Origin of the sequence: Vulgatibacter incomptus (assembly GCF_001263175.1) — a bacterium.
Taxonomy (GTDB): Bacteria; Myxococcota; Myxococcia; order Myxococcales; family Vulgatibacteraceae; genus Vulgatibacter; species Vulgatibacter incomptus.
The window spans coordinates 3,486,256-3,505,527 of the sequence record NZ_CP012332.1; the positions used below are offsets into that span (position 1 = coordinate 3,486,256).

The window sequence follows — 19,272 nt, forward strand, 5'->3', positions numbered from 1 at the left end:
GGCCGAGTCACGCAGGGAGAAGCCACTGCCCCGCCGCGGCCATGCCAACCACTACGAGCCATGGCGGCGCTCTCCAGTGCTCGAGGAGGCCGAAGCCGACCAGGGCCGCGACCGCGTCGGCCCCTCCTCGAACACCCTCCGTGAACACGGGGTTGTAGAGAGCGGCGAGGAGTATGCCGACGACCGAGGCGTTCGCTCCTGCAAGAGCGGCCTGCGCCCAGCGCTTCGCGCGCAGGCGATGCCAGAACGGGAGCGCGCCTCCGATGAGCAGCCAGGCCGGCAGGAAGATCGCGAGCAGGCACCAGATCCCGCCGAGCCAGCTCCGATCCCCCGGATTCATGGCGCTTCCGAGATACGCGGCGAAGGCGAACATCGGGCCGGGCAGGGCCTGCGCCGCGCCATATCCCGCGAGAAATTGCTCGTCGGTGAGCCAGCCTCTCGGCACGACCTCCGCTCGCAGCAGCGGGAGCACGACGTGCCCGCCTCCGAAGACCAGCGATCCCGAGCGGTAGAAGCTATCGAGCTCGGCGATCGCGCGCGATCCCGTCGCCGACGAGAGCGCGGGCAGCACGACCAGGAGAACGAGGAAGACGAGGAGCGCGGATCCGGCCACCGCGTGTCCGCGCCATCCGCCCGCGCGAGTCGGCGATGGAGCGGGCGTGAGGTCGTTCCGGTACAGCCTCAAGCCGACGACGCCGGCGCCCGCGATCACCCCGAGCTGCGCGAGCGCGCTTGGGAACGCGAGCACTATCGCGGCCGCCGCCAGGCAGAGCGATACGCGCGCTCGATCGGTGCAGAGCTTCTTTCCCATGCCCCACACGGCCTGGGCGACGACGACGACCGCGGCGAGCTTGAGGCCGTGCAACCAGCCCGCGCCCTGGAGGTTCCCCACGGTTGCGACGCCGTACGCGAAGCCCACCATAAGCAACGCGGAAGGCAAGGTGAAGCACGCGGACGCGAGGAGCGCTCCGGGGAGGCCGGCGCGCTGCATCCCCATCGCGAAGACGACCTGGCTGCTCGCGGGGCCTGGCAGGAACTGGCACAGCGCTACGAGGTCGCCGAGCTGCGCGTCGTCGATCCAGCGGCGCTTCTCGACCAGCTCCGCGCGCAGGTAACCCAGATGCGCGATCGGCCCGCCGAACGACATGCAGCCTAGCCGCAGGAAGACCGCGGCCACCTCGGCGACGCTCCCCGCCGTCGCGCGGTGGAGGTGGTCGCCGGGAGACGGGTCGGATACCGGGAGCGCCGGGGTCATCATCGATCCTTCGGTCGAACGTGCGCGCAACCTGGCACAGGGTGCCTGGTCTCGACAAGCCGACCTCCAGATCCTTCAGAGCGTGTGAAGAAATCGGTCCCGCCGAAGCGGGCCCGATTTCTTCAGCCGCGCTCCGCGCGGAAACGCTCTTCTTTTCGTCTGCTCCGCCTTCGGCTCCGCGAGAGCCTCGTAAAAGCTCACGCGGGATGGCTGAACGTGCCCGGACTGTCCGCGGTGCCGCGGAACTCGGGCTGACGCTCGCGGCTCGCGTCCGCCAGCGCGCGCCGAACGCCGGCCGCGTCGTGATCCGAGGCGTAGACGGGCGTTCCGGGCTGCTGGCGCCAGGAATCGTCGAGCCCGCCCGCGTCCACCGCATCGAAGCCGAGCTCGTCCACCAGCCGCGTCACGATCGCCTTGGCGGCCGGATCGTCGCCGGCCACCGGGAGCGCGATCCGTCCCTTCGCGCCGGGCGGCTTGCCCGACTTCGCCAGGTGATCGGCGTAGATGTTGTTGAATGCCTTCACGACCGGCCGCCCGATCATGTGAGAAGCGAATCCACTCTCGGTCGATCCTGCCTCGATCGCCTCGATCGTCCCGTCCCGTTGCCTGGGGTAGTAGTTGCCCGTGTCGACCACGACGACGTCGTCCGGCACCCCGTCGAAGAGATCCGGAGGGAGCTCCATGTAGCTTCGCTCGGGGATCGCGATGATCACGACCGCGCCAGACCTCGCCGCCTCGCTCACGGTGACAGGCTTCGCGCCGGTCTCAGCCGCCAGCTCTCCGAGGGTCCGAGGCCCCCGGGAGTTCGCCACGCACACCTGGTGTCCGAGCTTGGTGAAGCGGCGGGTCAACGTTCCGCCGATGTTCCCTGCGCCAATGATCCCAATCTTCATGTCGCCTCCCTCCGAAACGGGAGGGGAGCATGGACGCGATTTCCGTTGGCCGCCCATCCCCCGTGCGGGCGGACGAGTCGCCGCCATGTGGGCCTCGCTCTACCGCTTCGCACGCCGGAGCGGGAGGAGCGCCCGCAGCCTCTCGTCCCGCAGCCACAATCCGCCCCAGACGAGGACCGCGATGTAGATCGGGAACAGCGTGTGCGTCGCGAGCGGGTTGGCGAGGCGCAGGTGGGTCGCGATCGCCCCGCCGAAGTATCCGGTCCAGAGGACGGCCCCGAGGATCGCCGTTCGGGGGATCAGGTACAGGACCAGGCAGGCGAGACCGATCAGCCCGATCGGGAGGACGGAATGGCTCGGGTAGCCGAGGTCCACCGTTCCCTCGATGGCCTGGTGGCTCAGGGAGATCTTGATGGCGACGTCGAAGGTCAGGAAGGCCACCGCGAGCCCCTGCAGGACTCTGCCGGTCCAGAGGGCTGCCATGGACGGCGTAGCAGGAAGGGAACGAGCGCGGGCGGATTCGGCGGATGAGGTGGTCATGGGTTCCTCCAAGGGTTGATGGACATCCCTTGGACGGCCCGGCCCCGCCGAACTCATCGGTCGATTCGACATCGCTGCACGGCACCGCAGCTCGAGAGGCCACCGCTCTCGGGCGGCCTCTGGGGCCGCGCATCCCCGGGTGGGCGCGAGATGTACGAAATCACTCGTGCCTGCGCCGCCGGGAGGAGACGTCGCCTTGACTCGTCTCCCGCGCCGGAGGGATGACGCCGATCAAATGAAAACTCCTCTGCGTAATGCTTGCCTCATGGGGCTCGTGCTTCCTTTGTGGCTCCTCGGGTGTGGGAAGGACTCCAGCTCCACTGGAGCATGCACCGAGGGCGCCTGCATCGACATTTGCGAGCCGGGCTCGAAGCGGTGCGAGGGCCCCGTCCGGCAGAGCTGCGGCTCAACGGGGGCGTGGCAGGACGAAGCGCGTTGCCGCTTTGCGTGCAGCGAAGGCGAATGCACCGGCGTCTGCGTGCCCGGCGAAAAGCAATGCTTCGGTCTGATCCCGCAGAGCTGCGACGCGGAGGGAGCCTGGCGGAGCGAAGAGCCATGCCTCCACTCGTGCATCGAAGGCGAGTGCACCCAGTGCGCCCCCGGGGATCGACAGTGCGACGGCCTGGCTCGGCAGAGCTGTGACACGGCGGGCATTTGGCGAGATGAAGAGTCGTGCGACTACGCGTGCAGCGAGGGAGAATGCACCGTGTGTCTCCCGGGGGACCACCGCTGTGCCGACGTAGCGACGCTCGAGACCTGCGATGCGACAGGCACCTGGCGGTCCTCGACCTGCGCCCAGATCTGCTCTGCGAGCGCACGCACGTGCGCATGTGCGCCCGGCTACACGGGTGACGGGACGACCTGCACGCCGATCGATTTCTGCTCCGCGCCGAACGGCGGCTGTTCGCCGAACGCGACGTGCTCGCAGATCGGGATCACGCCGACGTGCACCTGCAAGCCAGGCTACCTCGGGGATGGTTGGTCCTGCACCGACGCCCATTGGCTGGTCGTCACCGAAGGCTTCGACGACATCACAGCGCTCCCACGATTGGGATGGCTGATGGAGAACCGAAGCGTGCCGCTCGGACCCTCCAGCTGGACCCAGGGCGTTGGGCTGCTCACGTCCTGGGACGGTCCGAGCAACGCATTCCTCGGCGCGTTCTTTCGGGCAACGGGGCCTAGCGGCACGATCAACCTATGGATCGCTACCCCTCTCCTCTCGTTCGGTGCGTGGAACAGAATCTCGTTCCTCACGATCGCCTTGGGTCAGGGATATCCAGATCGGCTCGAGGTCCGCCTCTGTGACACCCCTCCATGCCAGCTGCCCGACGACGACGGAGTCGGGAGCTACTCGACTCTTCTCGGATCCGTGAACCCGAATTTGGCGGTAGGCGGGTACCCCGAGATCTGGACCTGGCTCTCGTTCGCCAATGAGGACGGGATCCCGTATTCGGGCATGGGGCGCATCGCGCTTCGCTACTACGTGACGGACGGAGGTTTGGCAGGCGCCAACGGCAACATGATCGGCATCGATCGGCTCGCGGTGGAGACCTCCTATCCCGTCTATCTCGTGAAGGGTGCGGTCAGTGGACTCTCGGGCGACGGCCTCGTGCTCTGGTTGAACGGGAACGTCGAGCTTCCGATCGATCACGATGGAGCCTTCTCGTTCCCGCGCCGGCTCGACATCGGCACGCCGTACTCGGTGAGCGTGGAGCGGCAGCCCGAGGGACAGATCTGCGTCGTCGCGAACGCGACCGGAACCATCGCGATCGCCGACGTCGAGAACGTGCAGGTGACCTGCACGCCCGAATAGCGCTCGAGAGCCCGCCGCGCTCAGGCGGGCTCCGCCTTGGGCGGCCAGCCCGGAACCTCGACGCCGAACTGCTTGGCGTACTCGGCGTTCAGGCGGGGCCACCCGAACTTCATCGCGTCACCCGCGACGATCCGGCCGATGGGCTCGTCCGCGAGGAAGCGCTCGAGCACGTCGAAGCAGATGTGCCAGCCCGCTGCGCCCATCGAGATGAAGCCGCGATCGATGCAGTGCCAGAGCGTCAGGCGCGTACCGCTGTCGTGCGGCTTCAGCTCCCACCGCATGTCCTTGCCGCCCCACGTGTACTCGAGGAGCCGCGCCTCATCCGCTCGCGTAACGCGCGTCTCGTCGACCACGGTCTTCGGAGTCCCGACCGTCGAGAGCTTCACCGGGCCCGTCGTCCCGAGGCTGCGATCCGCGTCGAAGGGAGCCCACTCGCGCAGCTGCGAGGGATCGGTCAGCGCCTTCCAGATCCTCTCAGGCGGATGCCGGAGGTCGCGGACCAGGATCAGCGTCCACGTCTCTCCGTCCTTGCGGACCTCTGCGCCGGCTGCGGCGCCCGCTGCGTACGATTCTCGGCCACTCATCGCTTCTGCCCTCTCATGGGTGGTGACGCCTGCTCCACGCGTCGATCCAACGACGCCGCATATTCCCCGTCAGGCATATGCCTGTCAAGACACGCTCGCGGAGCCGTTGCCTCGGCCAGGGATTCTCCTTCGGCGATCGGGGACGGTTGGAGCCAATATGGGGGTTCCCCGCAGCGGAGGCCGAATGTCGATCGTGCTCGAAACACCGCGGCTGGTCCTGCGCCACCTCGAAGAGCGCGATGCCGCCTTCATCCTTGGTCTGCTCAACGACCCCGACTGGCTCCGGTTCATCGGTGACCGCGGCGTGCGGACGCTCGACGGTGCGCGCGCCTACCTGCGCAACGGGCCGATCGCCATGTACGCGAAGGTCGGCTTCAGTTTGTTCTGCGTGGATTCGAAGACGACGCGGGAGCCGATCGGGATCTGCGGGCTGATCAAGCGCGACACGCTCGACGACGTCGACCTGGGTTTCGCCTTCATGCCGCTGGCTCGCGGCGCCGGCTACGCCCATGAAGCCGCGGCGGCGACCATGGCCTACGCGCGCGACACCCTCGCCCTGCAGCGCATCGTGGCGATCGTGTCGCCGGAGAACGTGCGCTCGATCGCGCTCCTCGAAAAACTCGGTTTCCGCTTCGAGCGGTCCCTGCGCTTGCTCCCGACGGACACGCAAGAGACCCTGCTGTACGCTTCCGAGTAGCGATCCGCACCCGCCAAGGCGGTAGGCTTTCATTTCGCCGGAGGGAGCCACTCCATCTCGAGCTGCGAGAGCGCAGTTCGGGAGAAGCCGTTCTTCGCGAGGAATCCGTCGAGGAGCCCCTCGGGAAAGATGGCACCGAGCTCGACGCGCCCGTCGGGATGGAGCGCCGCCAGAGCGCGAAGCAGGCGGCACCCCGCGCCCTGCCCTCGCCACGACGGCTCGACCGCGATCGCGCGGATCCGAATCGAAGCGCCCGCGGAGGCACCAACGACCGCAACCGCGGGACCGAGGCGGAACGCACGCGACGGCGTCGAGATCGCCTCGATCGAGGCGGGCTCGAGCTGCCACGGCAAGCCCTCGGGCAGAAGCGCTGCACAGACCCGCGGCTCCACCTCTTCGAGCTGGGCGGGCTCCGGCGGGAGCAAACCGGAGAAGCCCACCAGCCGCCGCATCACCGTGAAGCCTGCCGAGCGATAGAGCCGCACCGCGGGCTCGTTGCTCTCGATCACTTCGAGGCGCATCCGCACGTCGCCGCGGGCCCGTGCCTCGTCGAGGAGCCGCGCGAGGAGCTCGCGACCGATCCCCCTTCCGCGGAACGCGGGAGTGATCCCCATCGCAGCCAGGCGGCTCTCCCTGCCGCGGCGTGAGACGAGGAGCAAGGCAGCCGGCCCTTCCGCGTCGATGGCGACGCGGCTGTCCACGAGCGAGATTGCCTCGCCGCGGATCCGCGCGTCGAGGAGCGCAGGATCATCGGGCCAAGGAACGAAGTAGCCCTCGAAGGCCCTCGCGAAGAGGGTCGAGAGCTCGCGAAGGGAGAAGTCGGCGGTCGAAGCGAAGTCCATTGAAAAGAGGCTACACTGCCGTTGAACGGTTGTCGGGAGACGGCCGCGTTCGAGATCTGCGCAATTGCCGCAAAGCGGCTCGCCCGGATCAGCCCAGCTCTTCCTGCTCGAAGAAGCGCCTCGGTGCGGTTCCCGTCGCTTCGCGGAAATCGCGGATGAAGTGAGATTGATCGTAGTAGCCGGCATCGAGGGCAAGCTGTGCCAAGCTCTCGCCCGGCCCGTACGAGTCGATCGCGCTTCGAAGGCGTAGCATCGACGCGAACCGTTTCGGTGACGCGCCGATCTCCCGGCGAAAGCGCTTCTCCAAGGCGTCCTGGCTCAGGCCGAGCTCATCGGCGAGCGCACGGACCCGGATCGACGGTGTCGCCTGGATCGCTCGGGCCGCCGCCAGGGCGACGCGATCCCGAGCCCGGCATCGCCGCTTCAAAAGGAACGCCTCGAAGGCCGCGACGCGGTCCTGGTGATCCCCAGCGAGTGCAATTCGATCTTCCACCTCGTCGAGCTCATCACGCGGGAACAGCTCGTCGAGCGAGCAGGTCGCGCCGAAAAGCTCATGTAGACCAAGCTCGACGAACGGCGCCGCGGCTCCGGTGTGGAACTTGGCGAGCACCATTCCCCCGCCGGCGGAGGTACGCATCCTGCGCACGCTCGAGCGCAGCCCGGTCACGACTCTGTCTGGCACGCGCAGGTCTTCGCCGAGCAGAGTCGCTGCGCCGGAGAAGCGAAAGCCCACGATCAGGCCCGCCTCCGGGAGCAACGTGCGCGTGGTCTCCTCCCGCGCCTCCACGACCTCGAATGCCCGCACGTAGGGGGCGAGGACATGGCACGGCGCAAAGGTCGTCACGTTCATGCTCCGAAGGGACCACGGACGCCCTCGAGCTGCAAGGATCCGCTGACTTCGTCCAATTCCGGCACGGACGTGGCCGCTACCTTGCTCCTCGCCGTCACGAAGCGGCCAGAGGAGATTTCTCATGCACGAGGTTCACATCGATCCCAGCAGCCACCCCAACCATATCTACCGGATCGACAACTTCTCGATTCCGGAGGCCGCACGCAGCGAGTTCGAGCGCGCCATGCGGAGGAGCCTCGCGTTCCTCCAGACGCAACCGGGATTTCGGGGCCACGTGGCCTTTTCCAAGCTGGGCGGCCCCACGAAATTCCAGTACGTCACCATTGCGGTCTGGGAGAGCCAAGCTGCGTTCGAACACGCAAAGGACGCGATGAAAGTCTACGCGAAGGAGATCGGCTTCGACGCTGCCGCCAAGCTGGCCGAATGGGGTGCCGAAGCCGAGCTCGGCGCCTACCTCGCATCGCCGGACCTGCAGTAGACCCCAACGTCAACGGTTGTCGGTCGGCAGCAGCGTCCGGTCCGGGAAGTTGCCGTAGAGCGGCTCGCCCGGCTCGCCCTGCGTCAGCGCGTGGACGAGGTACTTCCCGCCCACGAAACAGCCCTTCCAGGAAGCGCCGATGCCGCCGAAGGTCTCCTCCCGGTCGCCCCGCGATCTCGTCCGGTTGATCCCGACCTTGAAGGCGCGCAGCTCCCCGGCGATCTCCTGGGCCTCCGTGGGGTCGTCGCACGCGATCGACGCGACGAGCGCGCCGTTGGAGACGTTCATCTCGGCAACGAGCTCCTCGACACCGTTCACGAGCACGAAGGTGTCGACGGGCCCGAACGGCTCTGCGTGGTAGAGCTTGCACGGCCTCGGCACGTTCATCAGCGCGACGGGCGCGAAGTAGGCAGAGGTGTCCTGACCGGGCAGGAAGTGCCCGTCGTCGAGGCTCCTCTCGTGGATGGCGACGGCGCCGAGGCTGAGGGCTTCGCTGACCTTCGCGTTCAACGCCTCGACCGAGCGATCGTTGATCAGCGGGCCGAAGGCGATCGTCGGCGGCGGATCGCCCGGCTGGCCGACCAGCAGCGGGTGGCCGAACCGGAGCTCTCCCACGAGCTCCAGGTACATCTCGAGGAACTTCGGAAAGAGCCTCTTCTCGACTACGTAGCGTGTATAGGCAGTGCAACGCTGCTTGCCGTACTCGAAGCCCTTTCGGAGCTGGGCCTTCAGCCCCTTCCAGTCGGAGAAGTGCCAGATGCCGTACGCGTTCACGCCCTCCATCTCGAGCATGTAACGCTTGTTCCGATCGAGCAGGCTGGCGACGATGTCCCGGCCCGTGTCCTTGCCTCCGACGAACGAGAGGCAGTCGACCGCGTCGCCCCGGACCAGCGCCTCGCTGAGCTGGCGCCCGGAGCCGCTCACGAGCGAGACCGGCAGGCCTTCGCGCCTGGCCATTGCCATCGCGAGCGTCAGGGTGAAGAGGCCGCCGTCACTCGGGGTCTTGGCGATCGCGACGTTGCCGACGAGGAGCTGCACCAGCACCGCGTGCATCAAGACCGACATCGGATAGTTCCACGACGCGATGTTGGAGACGAGCCCGAGCGGCTTGCGGCTGCCAAGCAGGCTCTCGGCCTGCTCCACGTACCACTCGACTCCGGCGACGCATCGATCGACGCTCACCAGCGCCTGGTCGTACGGCTTGCCGATCTCCCAGACGAGCAGGCCGGCGAAGAGCTCCCGGTGAGCGCGCATCTGCGAGAGGCAGGCGGAGATGCGCCGGCGCCGCTCGTCGAGATCGACGCGCTTCCAGCCATCGAACTCCGCTGCCGCCGCTTGCACGGCGCTCCGTGCCGTCTCGGGATCGAGCATCGGGAAGGAGCCGAGCGTCGAGCCGTCCACCGGCGAATGGAAGGCCTTCGGACGTCCGTGGGCCTCCCAATCCCCTCGGATGAGGTTGAGCGGATCGCCGTCCGAGGCGAAGGCCTCGGGTGCAGCCGCCCGCGCCTTGCCCGCCAGCGTGTCCCAGTCCAGCCCCTGCGCGAGTTGCAGGATCCCTTCCTTCCTCATCGATCTCCCTCCCGGATGCGGCGGTACACTTGCCTCCGGTCCGCTGTGGTCCGCCAGCCCCAAACCGGGGGCTTGGCGTGCAGCCACTTCGTGCCGAAGCGGGCGGCGGCCGGCTCGCGAAGGAGCTCACGGCTCTCCTCCCTTCCGGAAAAGGGCGTCGAGCTTCTCCTCGAACGCCTGATAGCCGATAACTTCGTAGAGCTCGGCGCGGGTCTGCATCGCTTCGACGACGTGCTGCTGCGTGCCGTCCCGGCGGATGGCGCGGTAGACGCCGTCCGCCGCCTGGTTCATGGCCCGAAACGCCGACAACGGATACAGCGCCATCGACACGCCGGCGGAGGCGAGCTCGGCGGTCGTGAATAGGGGCGTCACACCGAACTCGGTGAGGTTCGCGAGGATGGGGACCTTCACCGCGTCGGAAAAGCGGCGGTAGAGCTCGAGGCTCGGGATGGCCTCGGGGAAGACCATGTCCGCGCCGGCCTCCACGCAGGCGACGGCGCGCTCGATGGCCGCCTCCTCGCCTTCGACCGCGACCGCGTCGGTGCGCGCCATGATCACGAAGCTCGGATCGGTGCGCGCGTCGACGGCCGCCTTGATGCGATCGACCATCTCCTCGCGCGAGACGATCGCCTTGTGCGGCCGGTGTCCGCAGCGCTTCGCGCCCACCTGATCCTCGATTTGCATCGCGGCGGCGCCGGCCTTGATTACGGCGCGGGTCGTGCGCGCGATGTTGAACGCGCTCGGTCCGAACCCCGTGTCCACATCCACGAGGAGGGGGAGCTCGCAGACGTCCGTGAGCCGGCGAAGGTCGATCAGGAGATCGTCGAGCGTCGTGATCCCGAGGTCGGGCAACCCAAGCGAGCTCGCCGCGAGCCCACCGCCGGAGAGATAGATGGCCCGGAAGCCCGCGCGCTGCGCGAGCAGCGCATGGAGGGCGTTGATCGCGCCGACGACCTGCAGAGGGATCTCTTCTCGAACCGCCGCTCGAAAGCGTTCGCCGGGAGAGCTCATGGCAAGCTCCTGGTGGATGGGCTGGCGAAAGGGAGGGTATGGCAGGCGCCACGACGCCGCCACCGCTCAGGCCGGCCACGACGCCGACAGCAGGAGGAAGTTCGGTTTCGCTCGAATCATCCTCGCCGGAACGCGGACCTCCGCTTAAGCTTCGAGCCGGAGACTCGAATGCCGCCGCCGATCAAAGTGAAACTCGTCCCACACGATCCGCGTTGGGCCGAAGCCGCCGCCGAGGAAACCGAGGACCTCGCGAAGGCGCTCGGGTCAGTCTTGCTGCGCGTGCACCACGTCGGGTCTACGGCGATTCCCGGCATCCGCGCGAAGCCGGTCCTCGATCTCATGCCGGTGGTCTCGTCGCTGGCAGAGCTGGACGCGAAGAGGAGCGCTCTCGAGGCGCTCGGCTTTTCCTGGTGGGGAGAGTACGGCTTGCCGGGTCGGCGCTACTGCACCAAGGATGATCCGGTGACGGGGGATCGACTCGTGCAGCTCCACTGCTACGTCGAGGGCTCCGAGGAGATCGAGCGGCACGTCGCGTTCCGCGACTACATGCGTGCGCACGCCGACGTCGCTCACGCATACGACGAGGAGAAGGCGCGATGCCAGCGCCTCCATCCCGACGACTCGCACGCCTACAGCGATTGCAAGAACGACTGGATCCAGCGCGCCCAGGCCGAGGCGCTCGCCCGCTTTCCGCGGAGCTGAGGCGCCGTCCCCAGGTGGACGGCCGTCATCGGTGAATGGCCTCGCACGTGACCGCCGGCCAGGCATGCAGGGGAACGAAGCCGGCGGGCTCCCTGCTGCAGTCGACGCCGCTGCCCTTGCAGATCAGCTCGCGCCAGTCACCTCCACCCTGGTAGGGCTTCGCCAGCCCGTCGATCCAGGCCGGACAAAGCACCTTGCAGAAGCCGCCGAGGCCACCGACGAATGAGCCGTCCAGCAGGGAGCGGGCGATTTTCGACTCGTATTCCTTGCGGCAAGAAGCCCCGGAGCCGGAGCACCACTTCGACGCGCAGTCGAGGCGGGCCAGCTCCCGGGTGTAATGGTCCGCGCAGGCGACGCCACACGCCTGCGGAAAGGAGATGCCCAGCTCGTAGGTGAGCGGGCTCGGGCCGAAGTTGGTGAGCGTCGCCAGCACGTACCGCGGCAAGGCGCCGTGCTCGCTGGTTCGGAACGGGAACTCGCGATTGAGAACCTTGTCCGAGGTCCAAACCCTGCCCCGGGAATCGCCGAAGGAATCCGTTCCCCGGTGCATGGTCGCAGGGCCCTGACTGCCGGCATCGAGGGCGACGTAGTTGAAGGATACGCGGGGCGACGACGCGCTCCGGATCACGAGCGAGACGTTGTCGTAGTTCATCACGGGATCGCCGGCGCCGGCCTCCTGCGGCACCTCGATCAGCATGCGGTGGGTTCCGCCCGGCGGAATGGGTAACGAGCGCGCATCGCCCTGTTTCAACGCCGAGCGGGAAACCACGTCTCCGGGGGCTGCCCGGAACGCAGGGCCGACTGCCTTCAGCCGGTCCGCCTCCGCATGGAAGGTGTAGCGGGCGGATTCACCGGGAGCTGCGTCCAGGGTGGCTTTTCCAGCCCGGAACGAGGCCCTGTCGTCGGGATCGAAGGCCGATCGTTCGGGAGGATCGGCCAGGAGCGCCAGCTGGAATTCCGCGAGCTCGTCCTGGGCCAGCACCTTCGAGGGATCGGCGTCCGCGGCGGCGTAGCTCTCCCAGAAGTCCTTCATCCGCCAGAAGTGGTTCCGCATGAGGTGTTTGACGAGCACGAACTTGCTGTAGTCGCCCGGGTATCGGGTTCGCAGGGCATCTCTGCGATTCTTGCAGCGGCCGTGGTGGTTCGAGTGCATCGGCTCCTCCGGGCATCGAAACGAGCGATCCATGGGATCCAGCATCCCTTCCGGACCGAGGGTCTTGTGCGCGAAGCGACCGCTCCAGCGCCGCAAGCCCGGGGCAATCTCGTCCTCGATCGCCGTCGCGGCCGCTTCGAACGGCCAGCAGGCGTGGCCGTCGCCGCAGAACGTGTAGCCGAACTCGAAGAGATGGAAGATCTCGTGGGGAATGACCACCCGCCGGAGGTCCTCGTCCTCGAGGGCCAGCTGCACGCTGGAGATGATGAAGCCATAGGGCGAGGCGGATGCGTTGTTCATGCCTCCGTCGCAAGTGGTGACGTAGAGCGGGATTCGAGGCTGGCCGTCCTCGCCCTTGTTGCGCGCGGCGACCTCGAGCTTCGAGCGGGGGTCGGCCATTCCCAGTCGATCGCGGTAGTATTCGAACGACTGATCGAAGTACTCCCGGAGCGTTACCTGGGCCTTTCCTCCGACGCCGGGAACCTTCGCCGCGAGGGCGGCCTGCAAGCGATTCTCGATCTCGTGTTGGCGCTGGACCTCCCCGGCGATCGGCAGGAGCGCGCGAATTCGGAAGTATCTGGTGTCGACATGACGGCCCAGATACCGCCCCCCGACCGATTGCGCGCCGATCCCGAACAGCTCCCAGCAGCTCTTGCCGGTCGGCGTGAAGTTCGAGAGACGGTCGAATCGGAGCCAGTTCGGATCCTCCGGATCCGCCAGGAGCGCCTCGACCTCTGCACGCTCCTCGGGTGGGTATTCGTCCAGGTGCGCCATGGCCACGAGGGCCGACGAGACGGAGGGCGCACCGTGCAACGGCACCTCGGCACGGTATTCGGCCGGCAGGAGACCGGGCGCATGGATCGCGAGCAGCTCGTAATGCGCTGCCGTCCTCGCCGGAATTCGTTCCGCCTCGAGCGCGTCGGCGATCAAGTCGGCCGAGGTGGGGGGCGACGCGATCTCCTCCTCGTCGCCCCCGCCGCCCGCGCCCCCTGCTCCCATTGGCCCGTCGGCCGAGGCACATGCCGCGATCAGTGAGGCGAACAGCAGCGCGGGGGGAATGAACGTCCGAACTTCCATGAAGATACCTCGCAAGGTTCGAGCTTCGGTACGAAGGGGCGTCACCTGGGGTTGATTGCTCGGCCCTCAAGGCGCCACGGTCAGCTCGACCCGTCGCGAGAGCCAGCAGATCCCGTTGTTCTCTCCGCCTTCTGCGTTCTTCTGCAGAACGAACTTGCCGGGGACGTCGAGCTCGATTGCCAGCGCGCCGGCATCGACCTCCGGCACGGTGACCTCGATCCGATCCTGACCCTTGGGAACGACGGCACCCTTGCCGAAGATCTCCGCCCAGCGGCCGCTGAACTCGTTGACGGCCCAGAACTGGACGTTCGGGGCCATGACGAACTCCTGGTTGTGTGCGTGCACGTCACCGGACCACGTGACCGTCAGCACCTCTCCGGGACGCACGCGGGTGCCAGGGGCCGGCGAGGTGATTCGGACCTCGGCAGGGCAGGGAAGGTCGAGGCTCGTCGATCCGCCGGCGTCGCTCCCCCGGATCTCGAGGGTCTTGCCGGCCCCGACCTCGGCGAACCGGCTGTCGAGCGGCGGCTCGAAGAATCCCTGGAGAATGACGTTCTCCGAGAGCGCCGTCCCGTTGATCGCCATGGCACCCTCGCTCGTCCACTCGCCATTCCGCAGCAGGCTGACGATGCCAGTGAGGTTCGACTCGCCGGGGAAGGGGGTATCGACGATCCGCAGCCCGAGGGCTGCGCTGAGAACGAGGCCCCGGCTGTCATTCTCCCCGTGCGACCCGCCCTCACCCGGTCCGGATCCGCCACGCCCGCCACTCCCGCCTCGCCCCCCGGTTCCTCCCGGGTCGTCTCCGCCTTCCCCGCTCCCTGCGCCGCAGCCCGAAAGGAAGCCCACCGCAGCCGCCACTGCCATCCAACGCGTCATGACCGATCTCCCACCGAGAGTGTGCGGGCTCTCTCCCATGGGGCGCCGGCGGACCAATAGGAGATTTCGGACGTCGCCGCCGAGCTCGACCGCGGCGCGATTCCTCCAACGGGACGGATCCTTGTGTCAGGATGCGTACACCGCACGACAGGGGACGGCGCATGGACTGGAGGCTGCAACTGCTGCGGCAGGCGAGGCTCTACGGGCCCGACGGCGCCTCGGTGGAGCTCGATCGGAAGACGGCGGCGCTCCTGGCCTATCTCTCACTCGAGGGTCCCTCCTCGCGCTCCCGCATCGCGGGTCTGCTCTGGCCCGATTCCGGCGACGCGCGGGCCCGCGCCAACCTGCGGCAGGCGCTCTCGCGGCTCCGCCGGCTCGCCGGTGGACCGCTCGTGGAGTCCGGCGATCCGCTCCGTCTCGCCGCCCGGGCGGAGGTGGACGTCCTCCGGCTCCAGACCAGCGCCTTCGCTGGCGCGCCGGTGGAGACGCCCTTTCGCGATCGGATCCTTCCGGATTGCGAGTTCCCCGACTGCCCCGAGCTCTCCGATTGGCTCGCGGCGTCTTCCGATGACCTGCGCCGGTTGGTGCTCTCGGCCTGGGAGGCCGAAGCGGATCGGCTCGAGCGCCTGGGCGAGGCGCGGGCTGCCCTCGATCGGGCCCAGCGCGCTCTGGCGCTCGACTCGTTCTCCGAGCGGGCCCACCGCCGCGTCATCCGGCTGCACTACCTGCTCGGAGATCGTTCCGCGGCCCTCGGGTCCTACGAGCGCTGCCGGCAGGTGCTCGCCGAGGAGCTCGGCGTCGAGCCGCTTCCCGAGACCCGCGAGCTGGCCAGGCTGGTGGAGCGCGGCGCGCTACCGACCGCCGCAGGCAGGGAAGGGCCCGAAATTCCGGTGTCCGTTCTCCGGCCCCCGCGCATCGTCGGCAGGGAGCGTGAGCTCGCTCGCATGGAAGCTGCGTGGAACGCCGGCCGCATCGTCTTCCTCGCCGGGCCGGCGGGTATCGGCAAGAGCCGGCTCGCTCTCGATTTCGCCGCCTCGAAGGGCGCCGTCCTGGTGGTGGAGAGCCGCCCGGGCGACGTCCGGGTTCCGTATGCCTCCCAGAGCCGCGGTGTCCGGCAGGTGCTTTCGTCGTACCCCGACGTGGTCCTTCCGGATTGGGTGCGCCGCGAGCTCTCCCGGATGATTCCGGAGCTGGCCCGTGGGGAGGCGCCGATCCCGCGCCTCGGCGATCGCGGCGGCCGGCTTCGCTTCTACCAGGCCCAGGTCGAGCTTCTGCGGCTGCTGCGGGGCAGCCGACCGGTCCTCTTCGTCGACGACCTGCAGTTCTGCGATCCCGACAGCGGCGAGATCGGCCACTTCATGTTTTCCAACCATCCCGTCGATGGGGAGGAGGGGGCGATCCGGCCGATCATCACCTTCCGGCCGGCGGAGCTCGCCGCGCCCCTCGCGGAGAGCGTGCGGCAGCTCGTCGCCGCCGATCTCGCGGAGGTGGTCGAGCTGCAGCCCCTCGACCAGGACGCCGTGACCGAGCTGCTGCGCGAGCTGGAGCTCTCCGATCTCGCCGAGCACGGAGCCGCGCTCTCGGGCGCGGCCGGAGGAAATCCCGCTCTCCTCCTGGAGCTCGTCAGGAACTCGATCCTCGAGGGCTGGCCAGCGCGGCCCGTACCGCTCCCGCGGGAGCTCCTCCGCTCCCGCTTCGCACGCCTCTCCGCTTCCGCTTTGCGTCTCGCCCAGGTCGCAGCCGTTGCCGGTGAGCTTCTCTCCCCGGACCTCGCCGCGTCCGTTCTCGGCCGCGATCCGCTCGATCTCGCCGAGGCGTGGCGCGAGCTGGAGGAGGCGCAGATCCTCCGAGGCAACCGCTTTTCCCTCGACATGCTGCAGGAGGCCCTGCTCTCGGACCTTCCGAGGCCGCTGGTCGCCCACGTCCATCGGCGGATCGCGTCGTTTCTAGAGCAGAGCGGCGCGGACCCCACCAGCATCGCCCTCCATTGGCAGGGTGCGGGCGACACGGACCGTGCCGCCCCTTACCTCCTGGTCAAGGCGGAGCCTGTCACACCCGGGTGACGCTGCCCCCCCACCGTGGCGCAAACGCTTCGCGATCGGGAAACCGATCCACGGGAGCCGCTGCCCATGGTCGTCCATCGCCCGCTGCCGGAGCCAGAGCGCATGGCTCCGCCTCACGAGCTTCGGGGCCTCACGAACTTCGGTTACACCGCCCTCTTCGGACGGGACGGGCCGGGAGCCTTCGAGCTCTGGCGGCTGCCCGCTGCCGGCGCCCAGCTCGTCTTCGCCGAGCCGCGGGATGGACCCCCACGCCTCTTCGCCTCCGGTCCCCTGCCTCGCGCGCAGCGGCTCTTGCCTTCCCGCGGCCCGATCCGGGCGGCGGGGATCGAGCTCCGCCCGGCAGCGACCTCGCTCCTGCTCGGGGGGATCGCAGCTTCGATCCAGGGCCAGCCTGCCGTGCCCCTCGCCGAGCTCTGGGGGCAGGCGGCGCTCGAGCTGACACATCGACTCGGCCGAGCGCCGCCCGGGGCCCGGCCGGCGATCCTCTTCGAGGCCCTCGAACAGCGGATGCGGCGCGAGCCGCCAGCCAACGTTCTCGTCGTCGCTGCGGTCGAGTTAATCGAGACGACCGCAGGCACCATGCGGATGGATCGAATCGCCGAGCGGATCGGCGTCACCACCCGCCACCTGCTACGCCTCTTCGATCGCCACGTCGGATGCAGCCCCAAGCAGGTCGCGAGGCTCGCCCGATTCGCCAGGCTGCGCTCCCACTTGGCGGGATCCGCGGCCATCGACTGGGCAGGGCTGGCGGCCGAGCTCGGCTATGCCGACCAATCCCACCTAATCGCAGACTTCCGGCGGCTGCTCGGGGAGACACCCGAGCAGTTCCTGTCCCGCCCGCTGCAGCAGCGCGCCCTCGACCTCGGCTGGCTGATCCGACTCCAACTCGGTGCGAAGCCCAGTCCCGAGCTCGTTCAGCCCGCCGCCTTCGCCGGTGCTTCCTGCCGCTCCTCCTGGGAGAACTGCAGCCGGTAGAGCGCGGCGTAGGTTCCACCGCGGGCGAGGAGCTCCTCGTGCCGGCCGACCTCGACCACCTTGCCCTTGTGGAAGACGGCGATCCGGTCCGCGGCGCGGATGGTCGACAGCCGGTGCGCGATGACGATCGACGTGCGCCCTTCCATCACCGCGTCGAGCGCGACCTGGAGCCTCGCCTCGGTGTCGGAGTCGATGCTGGCGGTCGCCTCGTCGAGGATCAGGAGCGGCGCGTCCCGATAGACCGCCCGGGCGAACGCCAGGAGCTGACACTCTCCCGCGCTGAAGTTCGCGCCCCGCTCGTCCACCCGCGCGTCCAGCCCGCCCTCGCGGCTCAGGAAGAGCTCGAGCGCGCCGATCCGGGCCAGCGCGCGCTCGGCCTTCTCGCGATCGGGCTCCGCGTCGGTCATCGCGATGTTGGAGAGCACCGTGCCCGAAAAGAGGAACACGTCCTGCGGCACCACGGAGAAGAGGCGCCGGAGCTCCTGTGGCGAATAGCTCCGCACGTCCCGACCGAGGACGCGCACGGTCCCGGATCCAGCCTCGTAGAGCCGGAGCAGCAGGCTCGCGACCGTCGTCTTTCCCGCGCCGGTGGCGCCTACCAGCGCGAGCTTCTCGCCGCGGCGTGCCGACAGGCTCACCCCGCGCAACACCGGGACGCCCGGCTTGTACTCGAAGCTCACGTCTTCGAGGGCGACGGCCTCGCCGGACAGGTCTCCCTCCGCTGCGACAGCGTCGGCGGGCTCGGGCGCGAGGACATCCGTTTCGTCCAGCAGGCCGAAGACCCGCTCCGCGCCCGACATCGCGCTCTGCAGCACGGTGTAGCGGTTCGAGAGCAGGCTCACGGGCTGGAAGAACTGACGTACGTACTGGGTGAAGGTGACGATCAGCGCGAAGTCGACCGCGTTCGCACCCAGGCGGTGGAAGCCCGCCCACCATAGGATGCTCGCCAGGCAGAGCGTGCTCACCATCTCGATGGCCGCGTCCAGAACGGCCTCGTAGTAGACGGCCCGCTTGTTCGCATCGCGGTAGGGGACGTTGATCCCGTCCAGCTCGGCCGCCATCGCCTCTTCGCGAGCGAAGGCCTGCACGACGGCGATGCCGGTCACCTGCTCGCCGAGGAACGCGTTCAGCCTCGCCGTCTTCGCGCGGATCTCCCGGTAGGCGGCGCGCGACCTTCGACGAACGAAGTCGACGATCACGCCCACCACGGGCAGCGAGGCGAAGGTGATCAGCGAGAGACGCCAGTCCAGCACCAGCATCATCGCGACGATCGCAACGAGCGACACCAAGTCGCCGACCGCGTTCAGCACGCCGGACGAGAACATCTCGCCCACCGCGTCGACGTCGTTCGTCGATCGGGTCACCAGCCGGCCGATGGGGGTGCGATCGAAGTAGCGGAGCGTGAGGCGCTGGTAGAAATCGAAGACACTGGCGCGCAGGTCCGCCATCGCCCGGGCGCCGGCGAGCTGCATCGTGTACGTCTGCAGGAAGGTGAGGAGCTGGATGACGACCAGCAGCGCGGCGAGGACCACGCCGTTCCGCAACAGGCCCGAGGCGTCCTTCTCCGCGGCGCGGTTCACCACGTCGCCCATCAGCAGGGGCTGAAAGAGCTGGAGTCCCGTCTGCACGAGGAGCGCCGCCAGCGAGAGGGCGAGCACCTTGCGGTGGGGGCGGATATAGGGCCAGAGCCGGCGCAGCATCCGTCCGTCGTAGGCCTTGCCCATCGCGCCTTCCTCGTGGAAGGCGCGGAGCTTCTCCGTGGCGCCGCCCGCCGGCGCGCTTCGAACGGCAGGCGCGCTCAGAGCGTTTGAAGAATTCGGTCCCGCAGGAGCGGGCCCGACTTCTTCAGCCGCGCTCCGCGCGGAGACGCTCTTCTTTTCGTCTGCTCCGCCTT

17 protein-coding genes are annotated in these 19,272 nt (G+C 68.5%); 6 read left to right on the forward strand and 11 right to left on the reverse strand.

All coding sequences use genetic code 11. The annotated features are described in order from the left end of the window. Positions 1 to 7 precede the first annotated feature (7 nt). The 3 genes from chrA to AKJ08_RS14535 all read right to left on the reverse strand — a co-directional run bounded on the left by chrA (position 8) and on the right by AKJ08_RS14535 (position 2,688). Positions 8 to 1,258: a chromate efflux transporter gene (gene chrA, locus AKJ08_RS14525; protein WP_240475356.1), complete on the reverse strand. Its 1,251-nt coding sequence runs from the start codon at positions 1,256 to 1,258 to the stop codon at positions 8 to 10. Between the two features lie 194 nt (positions 1,259 to 1,452). Next, complete coding sequence (locus AKJ08_RS14530) at positions 1,453 to 2,205, reverse strand: NADPH-dependent F420 reductase (RefSeq protein ID WP_082343204.1); 753 nt, start codon at positions 2,203 to 2,205, stop codon at positions 1,453 to 1,455. Positions 2,206 to 2,247: 42 nt separating this feature from the next. Continuing rightward, a complete protein-coding gene (locus tag AKJ08_RS14535; protein WP_050726726.1) occupies positions 2,248 to 2,688 on the reverse strand; it encodes a DoxX family protein in 441 nt (146 codons plus the stop codon). A gap of 928 nt (positions 2,689 to 3,616) precedes the next feature. Between AKJ08_RS14535 and AKJ08_RS20460 the strand changes: the two genes are divergently transcribed. Then, positions 3,617 to 4,501, forward strand: a complete 885-nt coding sequence (locus AKJ08_RS20460) for a choice-of-anchor J domain-containing protein (protein WP_240475502.1) — start codon at positions 3,617 to 3,619, stop codon at positions 4,499 to 4,501. 20 nt (positions 4,502 to 4,521) lie between these two features. Here the strand turns inward: AKJ08_RS20460 and AKJ08_RS14545 are convergent, their stop codons facing one another. After that, positions 4,522 to 5,085, reverse strand: coding sequence for an SRPBCC family protein (locus AKJ08_RS14545; protein ID WP_050726728.1), 564 nt, complete (start codon positions 5,083 to 5,085; stop codon positions 4,522 to 4,524). A 184-nt stretch (positions 5,086 to 5,269) separates the two neighbouring features. On the opposite strand from AKJ08_RS14545, the gene AKJ08_RS14550 reads away from it, so the two are divergent. Next, positions 5,270 to 5,782: a GNAT family N-acetyltransferase gene (locus tag AKJ08_RS14550; protein WP_050726729.1), complete on the forward strand. Its 513-nt coding sequence runs from the start codon at positions 5,270 to 5,272 to the stop codon at positions 5,780 to 5,782. 29 nt (positions 5,783 to 5,811) lie between these two features. Here the strand turns inward: AKJ08_RS14550 and AKJ08_RS14555 are convergent, their stop codons facing one another. Together AKJ08_RS14555 and AKJ08_RS14560 are read right to left on the reverse strand one after the other, a co-directional pair. Further along, a complete protein-coding gene (locus AKJ08_RS14555) occupies positions 5,812 to 6,624 on the reverse strand; it encodes a GNAT family N-acetyltransferase (RefSeq protein ID WP_050726730.1) in 813 nt (270 codons plus the stop codon). An 88-nt stretch (positions 6,625 to 6,712) separates the two neighbouring features. After that, on the reverse strand, positions 6,713 to 7,474 hold the full coding sequence (locus AKJ08_RS14560; RefSeq protein WP_050726731.1) for a helix-turn-helix domain-containing protein: 762 nt from the start codon (positions 7,472 to 7,474) through the stop codon (positions 6,713 to 6,715). A 121-nt stretch (positions 7,475 to 7,595) separates the two neighbouring features. Here AKJ08_RS14560 and AKJ08_RS14565 point away from each other — a divergent pair, with 121 nt between their 5' ends. After that, positions 7,596 to 7,952, forward strand: a complete 357-nt coding sequence (locus tag AKJ08_RS14565) for an antibiotic biosynthesis monooxygenase family protein (RefSeq protein WP_050726732.1) — start codon at positions 7,596 to 7,598, stop codon at positions 7,950 to 7,952. A 9-nt stretch (positions 7,953 to 7,961) separates the two neighbouring features. Here AKJ08_RS14565 and AKJ08_RS14570 read toward each other — a convergent pair whose 3' ends face one another. Both AKJ08_RS14570 and prpB read right to left on the reverse strand, forming a co-directional pair. Continuing rightward, a complete protein-coding gene (locus AKJ08_RS14570; protein ID WP_050726733.1) occupies positions 7,962 to 9,521 on the reverse strand; it encodes an aldehyde dehydrogenase family protein in 1,560 nt (519 codons plus the stop codon). 126 nt (positions 9,522 to 9,647) lie between these two features. Beyond that, positions 9,648 to 10,532, reverse strand: a complete 885-nt coding sequence (prpB, locus tag AKJ08_RS14575; RefSeq protein ID WP_050726734.1) for a methylisocitrate lyase — start codon at positions 10,530 to 10,532, stop codon at positions 9,648 to 9,650. 168 nt (positions 10,533 to 10,700) lie between these two features. Here prpB and AKJ08_RS14580 point away from each other — a divergent pair, with 168 nt between their 5' ends. Beyond that, a complete protein-coding gene (locus tag AKJ08_RS14580; RefSeq protein ID WP_050726735.1) occupies positions 10,701 to 11,234 on the forward strand; it encodes a GrpB family protein in 534 nt (177 codons plus the stop codon). Between the two features lie 25 nt (positions 11,235 to 11,259). Here the strand turns inward: AKJ08_RS14580 and AKJ08_RS14585 are convergent, their stop codons facing one another. Beyond that, positions 11,260 to 13,464 (reverse strand): hypothetical protein, encoded by a 2,205-nt coding sequence (locus AKJ08_RS14585; RefSeq protein WP_050726736.1) that lies wholly within the window; start codon positions 13,462 to 13,464, stop codon positions 11,260 to 11,262. Between the two features lie 66 nt (positions 13,465 to 13,530). Then, positions 13,531 to 14,340, reverse strand: coding sequence for a hypothetical protein (locus AKJ08_RS19450; protein ID WP_157370711.1), 810 nt, complete (start codon positions 14,338 to 14,340; stop codon positions 13,531 to 13,533). 161 nt (positions 14,341 to 14,501) lie between these two features. On the opposite strand from AKJ08_RS19450, the gene AKJ08_RS14595 reads away from it, so the two are divergent. Both AKJ08_RS14595 and AKJ08_RS14600 read left to right on the forward strand, forming a co-directional pair. Continuing rightward, positions 14,502 to 16,403, forward strand: a complete 1,902-nt coding sequence (locus AKJ08_RS14595; RefSeq protein ID WP_050726738.1) for an ATP-binding protein — start codon at positions 14,502 to 14,504, stop codon at positions 16,401 to 16,403. Between the two features lie 66 nt (positions 16,404 to 16,469). Beyond that, positions 16,470 to 17,378 carry an AraC family transcriptional regulator gene (locus tag AKJ08_RS14600; protein ID WP_050726739.1) on the forward strand — a complete coding sequence of 303 codons (909 nt, stop codon included), beginning with the start codon at positions 16,470 to 16,472 and terminating at the stop codon, positions 17,376 to 17,378. On the opposite strand, the gene AKJ08_RS14605 is transcribed toward AKJ08_RS14600, so the two are convergent. Then, positions 17,318 to 19,102 carry an ABC transporter ATP-binding protein gene (locus AKJ08_RS14605; protein ID WP_240475357.1) on the reverse strand — a complete coding sequence of 595 codons (1,785 nt, stop codon included), beginning with the start codon at positions 19,100 to 19,102 and terminating at the stop codon, positions 17,318 to 17,320. The genes AKJ08_RS14600 and AKJ08_RS14605 overlap by 61 nt on opposite strands. Between the last annotated feature and the right edge of the window lie 170 nt (positions 19,103 to 19,272).